At 59.8% G+C, this 14,569-nt stretch carries 13 protein-coding genes; all 13 read right to left on the reverse strand.

From position 1 onward, the window contains the following. Positions 1–78: 78 nt before the first annotated feature. On the reverse strand, positions 79–936 hold the full coding sequence (locus OIL77_00780) for a phosphate uptake regulator PhoU (GenBank protein ID HJI43960.1): 858 nt from the start codon (positions 934–936) through the stop codon (positions 79–81). Between the two features lie 92 nt (positions 937–1,028). Then, the gene (gene pstB / locus OIL77_00785) at positions 1,029–1,832 is read right to left on the reverse strand and encodes a phosphate ABC transporter ATP-binding protein PstB (protein ID HJI43961.1); all 804 of its coding nucleotides are present in this window, start codon (positions 1,830–1,832) and stop codon (positions 1,029–1,031) included. Positions 1,833–1,844: 12 nt separating this feature from the next. Then, the gene (pstA, locus tag OIL77_00790) at positions 1,845–2,750 is read right to left on the reverse strand and encodes a phosphate ABC transporter permease PstA (GenBank protein ID HJI43962.1); all 906 of its coding nucleotides are present in this window, start codon (positions 2,748–2,750) and stop codon (positions 1,845–1,847) included. 3 nt (positions 2,751–2,753) lie between these two features. Then, complete coding sequence (gene pstC / locus OIL77_00795) at positions 2,754–3,680, reverse strand: phosphate ABC transporter permease subunit PstC (protein ID HJI43963.1); 927 nt, start codon at positions 3,678–3,680, stop codon at positions 2,754–2,756. Position 3,681: 1 nt separating this feature from the next. After that, the gene (locus tag OIL77_00800) at positions 3,682–4,518 is read right to left on the reverse strand and encodes a phosphate ABC transporter substrate-binding protein (protein ID HJI43964.1); all 837 of its coding nucleotides are present in this window, start codon (positions 4,516–4,518) and stop codon (positions 3,682–3,684) included. After that, the gene (locus tag OIL77_00805) at positions 4,515–5,315 is read right to left on the reverse strand and encodes a polyphenol oxidase family protein (protein HJI43965.1); all 801 of its coding nucleotides are present in this window, start codon (positions 5,313–5,315) and stop codon (positions 4,515–4,517) included. The genes OIL77_00800 and OIL77_00805 overlap by 4 nt, the downstream gene beginning before the upstream one ends. A gap of 210 nt (positions 5,316–5,525) precedes the next feature. After that, positions 5,526–6,680, reverse strand: coding sequence for a cell division protein FtsZ (gene ftsZ / locus OIL77_00810; protein HJI43966.1), 1,155 nt, complete (start codon positions 6,678–6,680; stop codon positions 5,526–5,528). A 199-nt stretch (positions 6,681–6,879) separates the two neighbouring features. After that, complete coding sequence (locus OIL77_00815) at positions 6,880–7,668, reverse strand: FtsQ-type POTRA domain-containing protein (protein HJI43967.1); 789 nt, start codon at positions 7,666–7,668, stop codon at positions 6,880–6,882. Positions 7,669–8,092: 424 nt separating this feature from the next. After that, complete coding sequence (murB, locus tag OIL77_00820; protein ID HJI43968.1) at positions 8,093–9,004, reverse strand: UDP-N-acetylmuramate dehydrogenase; 912 nt, start codon at positions 9,002–9,004, stop codon at positions 8,093–8,095. A gap of 5 nt (positions 9,005–9,009) precedes the next feature. Beyond that, positions 9,010–10,428 carry a UDP-N-acetylmuramate--L-alanine ligase gene (murC, locus tag OIL77_00825; GenBank protein ID HJI43969.1) on the reverse strand — a complete coding sequence of 473 codons (1,419 nt, stop codon included), beginning with the start codon at positions 10,426–10,428 and terminating at the stop codon, positions 9,010–9,012. 97 nt (positions 10,429–10,525) lie between these two features. Further along, positions 10,526–11,641, reverse strand: coding sequence for an undecaprenyldiphospho-muramoylpentapeptide beta-N-acetylglucosaminyltransferase (murG, locus tag OIL77_00830; GenBank protein HJI43970.1), 1,116 nt, complete (start codon positions 11,639–11,641; stop codon positions 10,526–10,528). 25 nt (positions 11,642–11,666) lie between these two features. Beyond that, on the reverse strand, positions 11,667–13,013 hold the full coding sequence (ftsW, locus tag OIL77_00835) for a putative lipid II flippase FtsW (GenBank protein HJI43971.1): 1,347 nt from the start codon (positions 13,011–13,013) through the stop codon (positions 11,667–11,669). Between the two features lie 147 nt (positions 13,014–13,160). Beyond that, complete coding sequence (murD, locus tag OIL77_00840) at positions 13,161–14,567, reverse strand: UDP-N-acetylmuramoyl-L-alanine--D-glutamate ligase (protein HJI43972.1); 1,407 nt, start codon at positions 14,565–14,567, stop codon at positions 13,161–13,163. Between the last annotated feature and the right edge of the window lie 2 nt (positions 14,568–14,569).

Consider the following 14,569-nt stretch of genomic DNA (forward strand, 5'->3'; position numbering starts at 1 on the left):
CTAACGCAAGAGCGCGGCCCCGCATGTGCAAGGCCGCGCTCACTTAGGTATTTACAATCTTTCGACGAACGGGGTTACTTACTCCTCGTCGTCCTCGCCATCGTCCTCATCCTCAAGATGATCGAGCAGGTAGCGAAGACCCTCGCTGACCTCGTTAACGGGCACCTTGGCAACGTAGCGTGCATCGACGGCGGGCCTCATGATAACACCCTCGCCCGAAGGCACGCGCATGCTCTCGAGCTCATCCTCATCAGTGCAGGCGATATCACCGGCAGTCATACGCTGTCCGGTCAACAGGAAGGTCAGACGGCAGGCGGCATCGATGGAAATCGAGGCGATGCGATCGAGATAGCGCGATACCATGATGGCGCGGCGCAGGTCGTCATAGTTGCTGTCGTCGTCCATAAAATCGCCCGTGTCCATGCGGTTAAAGGTGCGGAAGAACTTCTCGTAGGCGGCGTGCACTGGCTCGTCCTCGACGGCCAAGTTGCAGATGATGGACATGTCGTTGGTGACGAGCGCAGAAAGCGAAGAGCCCAGCACCTGGTAGACGGCCTCAGCCTCGGCCTCGACCGTGCCGACAAGCTCCTTGGGCAGCGAGATGTCGGCCTTGATCATATGACGCGTGGCGCGGCAAATCTGGCGAACCTTATCGGTCATGCGCTGCAGGTTAAAGTCGACGTAGATGATCGTCTGCAGCAAGCGGAAGTCGGAGGCGACCGCTGACTGCGTGGCAATCAGGTTGTAGCAGACGGCCTCCAGGTTGGCGCAGCGTGCGTCAATCGAAAGCGTACGCTTCTTGGTCTTGGTGGCGAGCTTGCGGTCGTCGGTCACATAGGCCTTCACGGCATCGTGGAGGGCCAGATCGACGGCCTCGTAGATGCTCAGCATCTCGTGACGGGCCTCGATGAGCTGACGGGAAAACAGTTTGCGCATGGTTCACTCCAATCAGTTGGGTGCGGTCATGCCGCCCGCACAGTGAATACGCACCGGACCAGATCCGATCGGCTTGGGACTAGTCGCACCGATCAGCCAAAGCGGCCGGTGATATAGTCTTCCGTCCGCGAGTCCACCGGGCTGATGAAGATCGCGTCGGTTTGACCATACTCGATGAGCGTAGCGGGCTCGCCGGCAACTTCCTGCAAGAAGAACGCGGTGTAGTCACTGATACGAGCTGCCTGCTGCATTGAATGCGTGACGATGATAATCGTCATCTCGGGCGCCAGCTCGGCCATCAGATCCTCGACCTTAGAGACGGAAGTGGGGTCGATGGCGGAGCAGGGCTCGTCCATCAGGAGGACATCGGGTTGCACCGCAAGCACGCGCGCGATGCACAGACGCTGCTGCTGACCGCCCGAGAGCGCCAAACCATCCTTGTTGAGCTGATTGGATACCTCTTTCCAGAGGTTGGCGCGCTTGAGCGATTCTTCCACGATGTCATCGAGGTCGCTTTTGCTAGTCACGCCCTGCAGACGAGGGCCAAAGGCGACATTCTCGTAGATGGATTTGGGAAACGGGTTGGGCTGCTGAAAGATCATGCCCACGCGACGACGGAGATCGACCGGATCGACACCCTCGGCATAGATATCGTTGCCGTCGAGCGTCATGGTGCCCTCGACGCGCGTGCCCTCAATCAGGTCATTCATGCGGTTGATGCAGCGCAAAAACGTCGACTTGCCGCAGCCCGAAGGGCCAATGAAGGAGGTGATGGCGTTTTTGGCGATGTTGAGGTCAAGCCCCGTCAGCGCATGAAAGTCACCGTACCAAAAGTTGAAATCCTTGGCCGTAATGGCCGCTTGCTCCAACGCGGGAGCGGACTGATAAACGGACATGGGACTCCTTAACTAGCGACGCTTGCGCGACAGGAAGCGCGCAAACAGGTTGAAGGCCAAAATGATCACCATCAGCAAGAGCGCGGTGCCGTAGGCTGCGTTCATGTTGATGCCGTCGTTGGCAAGCAGGTACAGGTGAACGGTCATGGGACGACCGGAATCGAGCGGCGAAATAGGTAGATTGATGGCCTGGCCCATGGTGTAGAGCACCACGGCGGTCTCGCCGATGGCACGGCCGATGGCAAGGACGATGCCCGTGGCAATGCGGCCAAAGGCCGAAGGAAGCACGATCTTGGAGACGACCTGCCACTTGGTAGCGCCCAGGCCGTACGCGCCCCAACGGATATAGCGCGGAACGGCGCGAATGGCTTCTTCGGTGGTGCGCATGACGATGGGAAGCATCAAGAGCGCGAGCGCCAGAGCGGCCGAGACCATCGAAAGGCCCAGGCCCATAGCCTCGACAAACAAGGCGTAGCCAAACAGGCCCATAACGATGGAGGGCACCGAGGCCAAAGCGTCAGCAGCGTAGCGAATGAGCTCGACGACCTTGCCCTGCTTGGCGTACTCGGCCAGATAGACGGCTGCCAGCACAGCGATCGGCGTGCAGATAAGCATGGCGAGCGCCGTCACGTAGACGGTCGAGACGATCGTGGGCCAAATTCCGCCCTCGGCGTTGACGCCCTGGGGCCAACCGAAGATAAAGTCGAGCGAGATGTGTGGCAGGCCGTTGATGACCACGTAGGCGATGATAGCGACCAGCACCAGCGTGGTGATGTAGGCAGCGGCACGAAACACGCCAAGCATGATCTTGTTGGACAGGTCCTTGTTGATGCGGCCCTTCTTGCCGTGGGAAAGGGCACGCTTGATGCGCTCGCGCGACGAGGTCGTATCGACCGTCGTGTCAACGGAATCGGACATAGCCTACCCCCTCTTCTTCTTGGAAATCAGACGAACGATACCCACCAGCGTGGCGGAGATGATAAACAGGACCACACCCATGCCGAACAGCGCCGAGCGGTGCAGACCCGAGGAATAGCTCATGTCGAGCGCAATCTGGCTCGTGAGCGTCGAGATGGGGCTCGCAATGCTGTCGGGAATAACCGGGGCGTTACCTACGACCATGAGCACGGCCATGGTCTCGCCGATGGCACGGCCCATACCCAGCACGATGGCATCAACGATACCCAGCTTCGCGGCAGGTAGCACGACCTTATAGATGGTCTGCCACTTTGTGGCGCCCATGGCATACGATGCCTCGCGAATGCCCATGGGAATGGAATTGAGAGCATCGATGGTGAGCGTGGTGATGGTAGGGACGATCATGATGGCGAGCACAAACCACGCCGTCAGCGCACCAAAACCAAGGCCGCCGGTCAGTTGTGCGATAAACGGGCGGATGATGATCATGCCAAAGAAGCCGAAGATGATGGAGGGTATGCCCGCCAGCAGGTCAACGGCGGGGCTGATGAGCTTGCGCACGCGCTTGCTGGCAATCTCGACCAGGTAAACGGCCGTACCCACGCCCAGCGGCACGCCCATGGCGAGCGCACCGACGGTCACCAGACCCGAGCCAGCAAGCAGCGACAAGATGCCGTAGTGGCCCTCGGAAGGCGCCCACGTAAAGCTAAAGAAGTCAGCCAGACCGATGTCAGTAAAGACGGGCAGCGCCGAGTACGTGGTAAAGACAAAAATCAGGATGACGGTAACGACCGCCAAGAACGCGCAGGCAAAGAAGATCCACTGCAGCGCCTTCTCCTTGATATAGGTACTGCGCGATACGAGCGCCAGCTCGCGCTTCTTGGGCGTCTGAACATTCTGCTCAGTCTGGGAGTTTTCCTGTGCTTCCATGCTACTCACTCCCCTTCTCGTCGTTGGTGACGGGAATAAAGCCCGCCTCGCGAATCTGCTTGTCCATCTTTTCGGACGTCACATAGTCGATGTAATCCTGCGCCTGCTGCGAAGGCACACCCTTCACAAAGAAGTAAAGGTCGCGCGAGATGGGATAGCCGCCACTCGCGACCGTCTTCTCGGACGCCTCAACATGATTGACCGAGACGGCCTTGACCGAGGTCTTGGCGTTGAGGCTATCGACGAAGCCCAGCGAAATGTAGCCGATGGCCCCACGCGAACGAGATACCACGTCGCGCACCTGGCCCGTACCCGAAAGAACGGCCGAGCGGCGATCGAACGGCGTGCCATCCATCACGATGGTACGGAAGGCCTCGCGCGTACCGGACGCCTCGTCTCGGTTGATGACCTGAATCCTCAGGTCCTCGCCACCGACCTCTTTCCAATTGGTAATCTTGCCGGCGTAGATATCGCGGAGCTGCTCGGTCGAGAGGTTATCGACGGGGTTGTCGTCGTTCACGATGACCGCAATACCGTCGTGGGCAATGACAATGGGAGTCAGGCCCAGATCCTGTTCGTCGGCATTGAGTCCACGGGAGGAGCTGGCGATATCGGCCGTGCCGGCGCTGACGGCCTCGATCCCAGCGGAAGAACCCAAACCGGAAACGAGCACGTCGATGCCGGTCTCCTCCTTAAAGCCCTCGGCCGCAATCTCGGCGATAGGAAGGCAGGTCGTGGAGCCGGCCACGGTAATGGAAGAGCTAGAAGATCCCGAAGAACAGGCGCACAGCGTAAGCGTAAGCACAGCGGCGCTCAGGACCGATACGATCTTTCTCATAGCATCACGCCGATAGCAGCATGGCGCCCACAGGTGCCGTCCTCGTTACGGTAGGAATAAAAGCGGTCGTTCTGACGCACGGTCGAAAGCTGGGTATCCACGATATTATCCGCGTCGACACCGACATCTACCAGCGCCTCGCGAATGGCAGCGGAAAGATCGAGCATGCGAGAGGTATTCGCATCGATGCAAGAGAACTCGGCGGCAAAGCGATCCATGAGTTCCTGGGATACCTCATATTCGTCACCCAAGATATGGGGGCCGATATAGGCGGAAACGTCGCTCGCATCGCAACCGGCAGCATCGCAAAGCGCCTGGCACGCCTTGGCGGAAATACGTGCAATCGTGCCCTTCCAACCGGAGTGCACCACGGCAAATCCGCCGGGGGCCACCAGCACCACGGGAACGCAGTCGGCAAAGCAGAGCAGCACGGGTACGTTATGCGCCGTACAGACGATGGCATCGCAGCCCTCGGCAATCTGCTCGCGGACGTCCTCAAGGTCATCGGCGCCGTTCGAGGTCACCGCAACGATATGGTCACCATGGACCTGATTGGGAACGAGCAAGTTGTGCTCGCACTCGGCGGCACCCATAGCCTCGAGCACGCGACGACGATTTTCTTGAACAGCAAAGGGGTCATCGCCAACATGCGAGCCCAAATTGAGTGAGGAGTACGCATCTTCGGAAACACCACCGGCGCGCTCGGTGAAGGCAAAGCGAACATCGGATGTCGCGCCTTCCACCAACGTAACTCCATCATGGTCGACACGCGAAACGTTGTCCGCACGTGCTGCCATACTAAAGCCTCCTAATAACACAAGTACCGCGGCATCGCCGCTACAGCCCGCGTTTATACGGCTGTCATACTTCTCTAAAAGGATACCTGCTGCACTGGAGGCAATCGTAAAGGGAACGTAAAGAGATTGGAGGTTCTAGTTTACAAAGTCGAAATAAAAAGGGCGCGTCCATACGGACACGCCCCCGTGAGCAACAATGCAAAGAACGACTTAGAAGCTACCGCGCTTCAGGAAGTCGGGAAGCTCGAACTGATCGTTGCCGAAGTTAGGAAGCTCGGTGCCACCGACGTTGCGGGTCGGAGCGGCCTGAGCCGGGCTGGTGGCCGGAGCGGTGCGCTGCGGCTCAGCGGAGGCAGCGGCCTTGCTCTGAGACTGCTGAGCAGCAAAGAGCTCGTCCTGACGGTTGACGTTGGAGTCGGAGAAGCCCGTAGCGATGACGGTGATACGCACCTGATCGCCCAGGGACTCGTCGACAACGGTACCGAAGATGATGTTGGCCTCGGGGTCGACGGCGTTGGCGACAACGTCGGCGGCGTCGCTGATCTCCTGGATGCCCAGGTCCTTGGAACCGGCGATGGAGAGCAGCACGCGTGTGGCACCATCGATGGAGCTCTCGAGCAGCGGGCTGGAGATGGCCTGCTGGGCAGCGTCGACGGCACGGGTATCCCCAGAAGAGGTACCGATACCCATCATGGCGGTACCGGCCTGCTTCATGATGGTCTTAACATCGGCGAAGTCCAGGTTGATGATACCGGGGACGGTGATGAGGTCGGTGATGCCCTGGGTGCCCTGGGAAAGGACGCCATCGGCAATCGCGAAGGCCTCGAGCATGGTAGTCTTCTTCTCGGCGATGTCGAGCAGCTTATCGTTGGGGATGACGATCATGGTATCGACGCAATCGGAGAGGGTCTTAATGCCCTCCTCGGCGCTCTTCTTGCGCTTGCGGCCCTCGAAGGTGAAGGGCTTGGTCACGACGGCGACGGTCAGTGCGCCGACCTCGTTCATCGCGATATCGGCAACGATGGGAGCAGCGCCGGTACCGGTGCCACCGCCCTCGCCGCAGGTGATGAACACCATGTCGGCGCCAGCGAGCGCCTCGGCAATGTCGTCGCGGGACTCATCGGCAGCCTTGCGGCCAACCTCGGGGTTGGCGCCGGCGCCCAGGCCGCGGGTAAGGTCGGTGCCGATGTGCACCTTGATATCGGCATCAGAGATCGCGAGTGCCTGAGCATCGGTGTTGATGGCAACAAACTCGACGCCGCGGATGCCCTCTTCGATCATTCGATTGACCGCGTTGGTACCGCCGCCGCCGACGCCGACCACCTTAATGACGGCAAGGTAGTTGTTGATCTCTGTCTCGTGCATGTCGGTCCTCCGAACAAAGGTTATAGCCATAGCATGGGTCGACCCCTGCGCACATTAACCTTCAGGTTGAAAGTAAATGCAAAGGTAAACCGTATTATGGTTGCACATTATGAACGTATCAGTCAAATAATTGACCGTGAAAACCAAACAAACCAGATAAACGGCGTGGTATGGCCACTCAACAAAGCATCAACCAGCGCTATGAGGTCGGAGCATTCCTAAATGTGTAGTTGCCCGGAGAGCGCACATTGATATACGTTACGCCCTCTACCTGCGAAAGCAACTTGGTGACTACGCGTTCCTTCTTGGCGATATCGTCCGAATCGCCCAGCGACACCTCAATGCCGTTATTGAGGTTTGCCGAGATGGCTTCGACCGAAGGCGTGGAAATATCCTTGACTTGTCCCAAGAACTCGCTCGAAAAACCACGCACATAATCCAAGCCAGCCTTAACGGCCTTGGAGCTCACTGCCTGGCCGGAAACCGGAGCGACATCCGCCGAGACATCAGTCAACAACACCGCGCCATAGTGCTTAGCGAGCGCCAGCGCGGCATCAATGCCGGTCAGGGTATTTGAGCCCTGCCCCGTCGTGATGACGTTGCCCTGGTCATCCACTTCGACCGACGTCGACAGCGGGGCGATCCAGGTGTCATCATCCCCGATGGCCCAGGCAAGGTCATCGGAGCTGATATAGGCAATTGCAATGACCTTGCGCTCCATCGGCGTAATGATGAGCGTATGCGGGAACTGACGCTGGACATCCACGCCCGAGACCCACGGGTTCTGCTTGAGATCCTCGGTAATCTGGTCGGGATCGACGTTAAAAAGCGACGTTCCCTCGGGCAAATCGATCAGCTGGATAGCATCGTGCTTCGTCACATGCTCGCTGCCTTGAATCTGAATATCAGTGGCAGTAAACAATCCAGAGTTAATCACCACGATGGCAACGACGACGAGCACGGCCAAGGCGGCCAGAACCCCGCCCACGATTTTGCCTTTGCCTGCAACGACAGAAGCGGCGTCTGATGTTTTATTTGCCATCGCCCCAAGTGAAGACAACGGGTTTACGCCTTTTTTACCCGAAGGCTTCTTGGCGGTAGCCGGCACCGATGTCAGCGAGCGCGGTTTCGATGCGCCCAGTGTGCGACCTGGACGCGCCGCTTTAGTTCCCGTCGAGGGCTTAGGAGTTGCCATGGGGCGGGCAGGCTTGGCGCCCATAACAGACTTTGACGTCACCGAGGGACGCGAGGACTTTTTTGCAGCCGGACGATTACCGAGCTGCGAGCCGACGACCGGACGACTGGTCTGTCGAGCATGCCCGACAGGCTTAGAGTGCGCGACGGTATTGCGTTGAGGTTTGGCAGGCGCGCCGGAACGCCCTCCGGCGCGGCGGAAGGTGGGTTTCGATGCTCTAGAAGCCGAGGAATTTAACTTCCGGTCTGAGCTCGATGCCATACGCCTCCCTCACCTTTCCGTGCACATGTCTGATAACCGCGGCAACGTCATCGGCCGAGGCAGTTCCGTTATTAACGATAAAATTAGCGTGAACGGGCGAAACTTCCGCGCCGCCAATCGAAAAACCCTTTAATCCACAATCCTCGATAAGCTTGCCCACACTCGCATCGGGCGGGTTGCGAAAGACCGACCCGCAGGATGCGCGACCCATGGGCTGTGTACGCTTGCGCCTCGTCAGGCACCGCTCCATGCGCTCGCGAATGTCGGCCTTGGGCGCCGGTTTAAGTTTGAGCACGCACTCGAGGATGATCTCATTGCGGGGAAGGCTACATTCGCGGTAGCCCCAAGTGATCTCGGACCCCGCATAATGCTTGATACCGGATACCGGGTCAAACGTTACGACATCCTCAACCAGCGAGCCAATCCATTCGGTCCGTGTGCCGGCATTCATAGATATCGCACCGCCGACCGACCCGGGGATGCCAACGGCAAACTCAAGGCCCGAGAGGCTACGCGACAGGGCATCGTTGACCAGGCGCGCAAACATCACGCCCGCACCGACCGTCAGCGTACAACCGTCATCGGCAACAACCGTGCGCTGAAACTCACGTCCGAGCGAAATGACGGCACCGCGATAACCGCCATCGGCAACCAGCAGATTGGAGCCCTTGCCGACGATGACCCACGGCACCTGCTCGCGATCGAGCACCGCCACGGCGCGGCGGAGGGCATGATAGCTATGGCACGTCACAAAGAGGTCGGCCTTGCCGCCGATACGATAGCTCGTATGACGCGCAAGGCGCTCGTCCTCGATCACATCCGTGTCGATCATGCCCGAGAGCGCCATGACGGCGTTAAACAGACCCATTAGACTTAAGCGTCTTTCTTGGCAGTCAGATACTCGATAAACTCGGGACCGACGGTCGTAACGTCACCGGCACCCATTGTGAGCAGCAGGTCGCCCTCGCCCACCATCTGCTCGAGCTCCTGATTAAGCTCAAGACGGCTGGAGCAATACACGACCTCCTTACCAGGATGCTTGGCGCGCACGGTATCGGCGAGCATCTTAGAGGTGACACCCGGAATGGGCATCTCGCCAGCCGAGAACACATCAATCAGCAGCAGTTTATCGGCATTGGCAAATGCATCGGCAAAGTCGTCGCACAGGGCCTGCAGGCGCGAATAGCGGTGCGGCTGGAACACGACGTCGACGTGCTTGTAGCCCAGCGACGAAGCGGCAGCAAGCGTCGCCTTGATCTCGGTGGGGTGATGGCCGTAATCATCGACCACGGTGATGCCATCGATATCGCCCACGTGGGTAAAGCGACGACGGACGCCCTCAAAGCTCGAAAGCGCCTTGGCGGCGGCGTCGATGTCAAGGCCCAGGACATGGGCGACGGTGAGTACCGCCGTGGCGTTGAGCATGTTGTGGCGACCGGGATTGCTCTTGATCTCCACGGCATGCTCAGTGCCGTCCTCAAAGCGAACGATAAAGTCGCTCTGGATGCCCTTGACATCCGGGTGCATGCAGACGATGTCGTTGCCCTCGGCAAAGCCGTAGGAAAGCACGTGACGACCCGTCGACTTGGCGAGCTCGACCAGATGCGGGTCCTCACCGCAGACGATGACGGTGCCGTCCTCGCCCACCAGGCTCATGAATTTGGCGAAAGTTGCCTCGATCTCCTCGATACCCGAGTAGTGATCGAGGTGGTCGGCCTCGACGTTGGTCACAATGACCACGTTGGGGTTCAGGAACAGGAAGGAGCTGTCGGACTCGTCGGCCTCGGCGACAAAGTAGTCGCCCGAGCCGTTCTTGCCGTTCGTGTCATAGCCCTCGACGATGCCACCGATCAAGAAGCTCGGATCCAGACCCATGCGGTCGAGCATGGTGGCGCACATCGAAGACGTGGTGGTCTTGCCATGCGTGCCGGCAACAGCGACGGTGGTGTAGCCGTGGCCCAAAGCAGAGAGCATCTTAGCACGGGGCCACACGGGAATACCAAGCTCGCGAGCGCGCACGAGTTCAGGGTTGGACTCCGGAATAGCGGTGGAGACAACAACCACGTCGGGCTTGACCTCGTCGATCGTGGCGGCCTCATGGCCCACATGCACCTTCACACCAGCGCGGGTAAGCTGGCGGATATAACGTGACGTCTTAAGGTCGGAGCCGGTAACGGCATAACCGCGCTCGTGCAGAACGAGGGCGATGCCGCTCATGCCGGCGCCGCCGATACCGATAAAGTGGGCGCTCTTAAACTCGGGCGCGGAGGTTGCAGTCTGGGAATCAGCCATGTGCTCGTGTACTCCTTGCGTAAACACTGCCTGTAACCCGTTAACTGTACCGCACCTACCGCATCAGCGCGAGGGCGACCGACGATATCCCGTCTAACTAACGCAAACCCTCTACCGCATCCGCCAGAAGAGCGGCGGCCCTATCCTGGGCCAGACCACGCGCCGCCTGACGCATGGCGTCGCGCGCCGCCGCGTCATCGACCAGGTGCAGCAGTTCATCGGCAAAGGCAGAACCGTCGATATCGGCATCGGCGCAGAGCACGCCGGCCCCAGCGTCGACCAGATAACGGGCATTGGTGGTTTGGTGGTCGGCCGTCGCATGCGGGTACGGCACGAGCACCGAAGGCACGGCGAGTGCAGCGATCTCGGCCACGCTCGATGCGCCCGAACGCGAGAGCACCAAATCGGCAGCAGCCAGCATATCGCCCATGTTGTCGATGTAAGGCTGGACGCGGTAACGCTTCGCCTCCTCGGGCGTCAGCGCCAAAGCGCGCTCGGTCTCCTCAAAGCCGTCGGCACCCGTCGAATGCAACACATAGAGGTTCTTGCGCGAAAGCAGCTCGTTTTTGAGCGAAGCCACACGCTCGTTGAGGTGCTGGGCGCCAAGTGAACCGCCAAAGACGAGCAGCAGCGTAGCGTCCTCGGGAACGCCAAGTGCCTTGCGGCCGCGAGCGCGATCGCCCTCGATCACCGAGCGACGTACGGGGTTGCCGGTCATGAGCACGTGGTCAGGGTCACCTTCGCGCTCAAAGACCGAACGCGCTGCCGGCACCGAGATGCACACGCGGGCGGCGTGGGAGTTCATCATCTTGTTGGCCAGGCCCGGAACAGAGTTCTGCTCATGCAGCAGATACGGAACGCCCGCGCCCTTGCACCACCCCAGCAGCGGAACCTCGACATAGGCACCAAAACCAATGGCGGCATCGGGCTTGCCGACCTTTGAGAAATGACTGGCGAGCGCACGCTTGGCTTTGTTGACACGCCACAGCGAGGTCAGCGCCGTCCAAGGACGGGAGCGGTCGAAGCCCGTGACCGTAATGGGCACAAAATCAAACCCAGCCTCGGGGACCAGACGACCCTCGAGCTTGCGCGACTGGCCCACGAACACAACGTGGTGGCCACGGTCACGCAGCTCTTCGGCCAAGGCGAGCGCGGGGTTGATGTGCCCGGCCGTGCCGCCGGCTGCAATAGCAACGGTCATTTTATCGGTCATGGTAGTCCCTTCGTACACGCGGTCCCTAGTCGTCGGTACGCAGACGCGCCGACGGGTCCGAGTTCAAATCGATTCGATTATATCCGCCGCCCGCGTTGCGAGGGCTGGGGCGCTGAGGACGACCTTGCGGCGCCGTTCGCTGACGCGGGCGGGCTGCCGGCTCGGTCGCAGAGCCATCCAGGACGGTAAAACCGTTACGCGAAGATCGCTCGCCGCGCACGTGGGGCACGCCGGCGGTACTCTCATCCATAACGGCAAAGCTCTCGCGGCGACGGTCGTACTCATCGCGACGGGCGCTCTCGTACGAAACGCGCAGGATCAACCCGGCAAGCATAAGCGACACAATAATCGACGAACCGCCGTAGCTAATAAACGGCAACGGTTTGCCCGTCATGGGAAACACGTTGAGGATGCCAAGCGCATTAATCAAAAACTGCACCGCGAGAATGACCGCGGAGCCAGACGCCATAAGCGCGCCCCGACGATCGGTCGCCTGCTCGGCAATGCGAAACGCCGAGTAGACCAGCATCGCAAACACCAAGAAGAACAGCACGGTTCCGACAAAACCGACTTCCTCGCCAATGATGGCCAGGATGTAGTCATTGTGCGCCTCGGGCAGATACGAGTACTTCATGGTTGAGTTGCCGATGCCACGGCCGAACAGACCGCCCGAGGCAAAGGCCATGATGGCAAGCGTGGCCTGATAGCCGTCACCATACTCGTCGGCCCAAGGGTTCAAGGCAACCTGAATACGCACCATACGGTACGGCTCTGCAACAAGCGCAATCACGATCACGAGAATGCCGAAGATTAGCACGCCGATGATAAATCTGGGGTCGAGACCCGCAAACAACGCCATGCACATGAGGGTCAACAGGATGATCAGGACAGTACCGAAATCGGGCTGGATAAAGATCAGAAAGAGCGAAATGCCCAAGTAGATGCCCATCTTGCGAAGGAATTCGTTGATGTTGCCACCGGGCGAAAAGAAACGATCAAGCATGATGGCCGAATACGCAATGGCAAATGGCTTTAAAAACTCGGAAGGCTGGAACTGAATACCGGCGATGTTGAGCCAGCGCGTGGCGCCACGGCTGCCGCTGCCCACCAAGAACACCAGAAGCAGTAGCCCCATCATGCCGATGAGGAAGATCCTGAGCACGTCTTCCCCAAACCAACTGTCCGGCAAGATGCGCACGATGGCAACCATAGCCAGCACGCCAACTCCGGCAAACGCGGCTTGTCGAAACAGAAAAAACGTCGCCGAGCCATTCTCGTGCAGCGCCTCGACCGAAGACGCCGAGTACACCATCAGCAGGCCAAAGCACACCAAGGTAAACAGGCAGGCCATGAATATCAAACGGGGGCGCATGATACGGGCGGGAACGCCGGCAATATAGCGTTCGCTAAACGTCTGCCCGCCGCGACCGGAACGCGGTGTGCTGCGCCGCGAGGAAGCACGGTCCGAGTCGGGCCTCCTCATACCTTGTCGGGGGCTCTCCTCTCTCACCGGCAACCCCTATTCCATTTGCGATTTCGCCGCAGCGGCAAGCTGGGCCACATAGTCCTTAAACACGCGGCCGCGCTCCTCATAGCCCGAGAACTCATCGAACGAAGAACAGGCAGGAGAAAGTAAGATCACGTCACCACGGCTCGACAGCGAACGGGCGACGTCCACGGCATCGCGCAGGTCATCCGCCTGGGCGATATCCACATCGCCATCGACATCGGCCTCGTCCATAGCGGCGGTGAAGCGCTCGCGCGCATCGCCAAAGCAGACGACCGAGCGTACGTTATCCATAACAACGCGTGCGAAGTCCGTGAGCGGCGTGCCCTTATCGTGGCCGCCGAGCAGCAAGATCACGTCGTCATCGGGAAATGCCGTCAGTGCCTTCTCGACCGCATCGGTGTTGGTCGCCTTGGAATCGTTGACGTAGCGCACGCCGTCAATCTCGCCACACGGCTCCACGCGGTGCTCGAGCGGCTGGAACGAGGCCAGACCGCGGCAGACGCCATCGACATCGGCACCGACTGCCAGGGCAGCCGTGGCAGCGCACAGGGCATTGATAACATTGTGATGGCCCGAGATCTTGAGCTCGGATGTAGCGATGAGCGGGGTCTCGACGCCCTTCAGGCGCACGATCATCTTGCCATCGCGCACAAAGGCGGCATCCTCGCCCTCAGGCTCGTCAAAGGCAACCTTGCAGATGCGACGACCCGGCGTGTAGATGTACTCATCGAACTCGTGAATGCCGGCGTCTTCGACGTCGACAACCACCAGATCGTCATCGACCATATTGGCAAACAGTTTAATCTTGGCAAGCGCGTAGTTCTTATGGCTCTTATGCCAGCCCAAGTGGTCGGGAGTGATGTTGAGCAGCACCGCCACGCGGGGGTGGAGCTCGGTGGTCGTAGCAATCTGATAGCTCGAGAGCTCGGCCACAAACCACTCGTTATGGGCTCGGCCGTCAATCTCGTTGACCGGCGGCTCGCCGATGTTGCCGACAGCTACACTGGCCTCGCCGGCAGCCTTGAGCAGATAATCAGTCAGCGACGTGGTGGTCGTCTTGCCGTTGGTGCCCGTGATGGCAATCCAGTTATCGGGTGACAGGCGATAGGCAAACTCGGGCTCACCCATAATCTGGGCGGCATGCTCGCGCCCGGCCTTAAAGAAGCCCGAGAACTCCGAGATGCCCGGGCACGTCACGCATACGTCATAGACGCCCTCGACCTGTTCGGTCCCATAGACAAACGCCGCACCAGCAGCCTCGAGCGCACGCGTGGCGTCATTGGGCTCAGAGGTGCCGCCGCCATACACGGTAACGGCGCTCACGCGCTCGGGATGCGCCAGCGCCCAGCGGGCGACATCGAGACCGGATTTGCCCTGACCCAAAACGAGCAGGCTAAAGACATCAGCAAGAGGCATGA

The sequence above is a fragment of the Coriobacteriaceae bacterium genome (genome assembly GCA_025993015.1).
Classification (GTDB): Bacteria; Actinomycetota; Coriobacteriia; order Coriobacteriales; family Coriobacteriaceae; genus Collinsella.

Coding starts and splice junctions, on each gene's coding strand:
- OIL77_00780 (HJI43960.1), bottom strand. CDS start 936: ATGCGCAAACTGTTTTCCCGTCAGCTCATCGAGGCCCGTCACGAGATG.
- pstB (HJI43961.1), bottom strand. CDS start 1,832: ATGTCCGTTTATCAGTCCGCTCCCGCGTTGGAGCAAGCGGCCATTACG.
- pstA (HJI43962.1), bottom strand. CDS start 2,750: ATGTCCGATTCCGTTGACACGACGGTCGATACGACCTCGTCGCGCGAG.
- pstC (HJI43963.1), bottom strand. CDS start 3,680: ATGGAAGCACAGGAAAACTCCCAGACTGAGCAGAATGTTCAGACGCCC.
- OIL77_00800 (HJI43964.1), bottom strand. CDS start 4,518: ATGAGAAAGATCGTATCGGTCCTGAGCGCCGCTGTGCTTACGCTTACG.
- OIL77_00805 (HJI43965.1), bottom strand. CDS start 5,315: ATGGCAGCACGTGCGGACAACGTTTCGCGTGTCGACCATGATGGAGTT.
- ftsZ (HJI43966.1), bottom strand. CDS start 6,680: ATGCACGAGACAGAGATCAACAACTACCTTGCCGTCATTAAGGTGGTC.
- murB (HJI43968.1), bottom strand. CDS start 9,004: ATGGGTCTGTTTAACGCCGTCATGGCGCTCTCGGGCATGATCGACACG.
- murC (HJI43969.1), bottom strand. CDS start 10,428: ATGGCTGATTCCCAGACTGCAACCTCCGCGCCCGAGTTTAAGAGCGCC.
- murG (HJI43970.1), bottom strand. CDS start 11,641: ATGACCGATAAAATGACCGTTGCTATTGCAGCCGGCGGCACGGCCGGG.
- ftsW (HJI43971.1), bottom strand. CDS start 13,013: ATGCGCCCCCGTTTGATATTCATGGCCTGCCTGTTTACCTTGGTGTGC.
- murD (HJI43972.1), bottom strand. CDS start 14,567: ATGCCTCTTGCTGATGTCTTTAGCCTGCTCGTTTTGGGTCAGGGCAAA.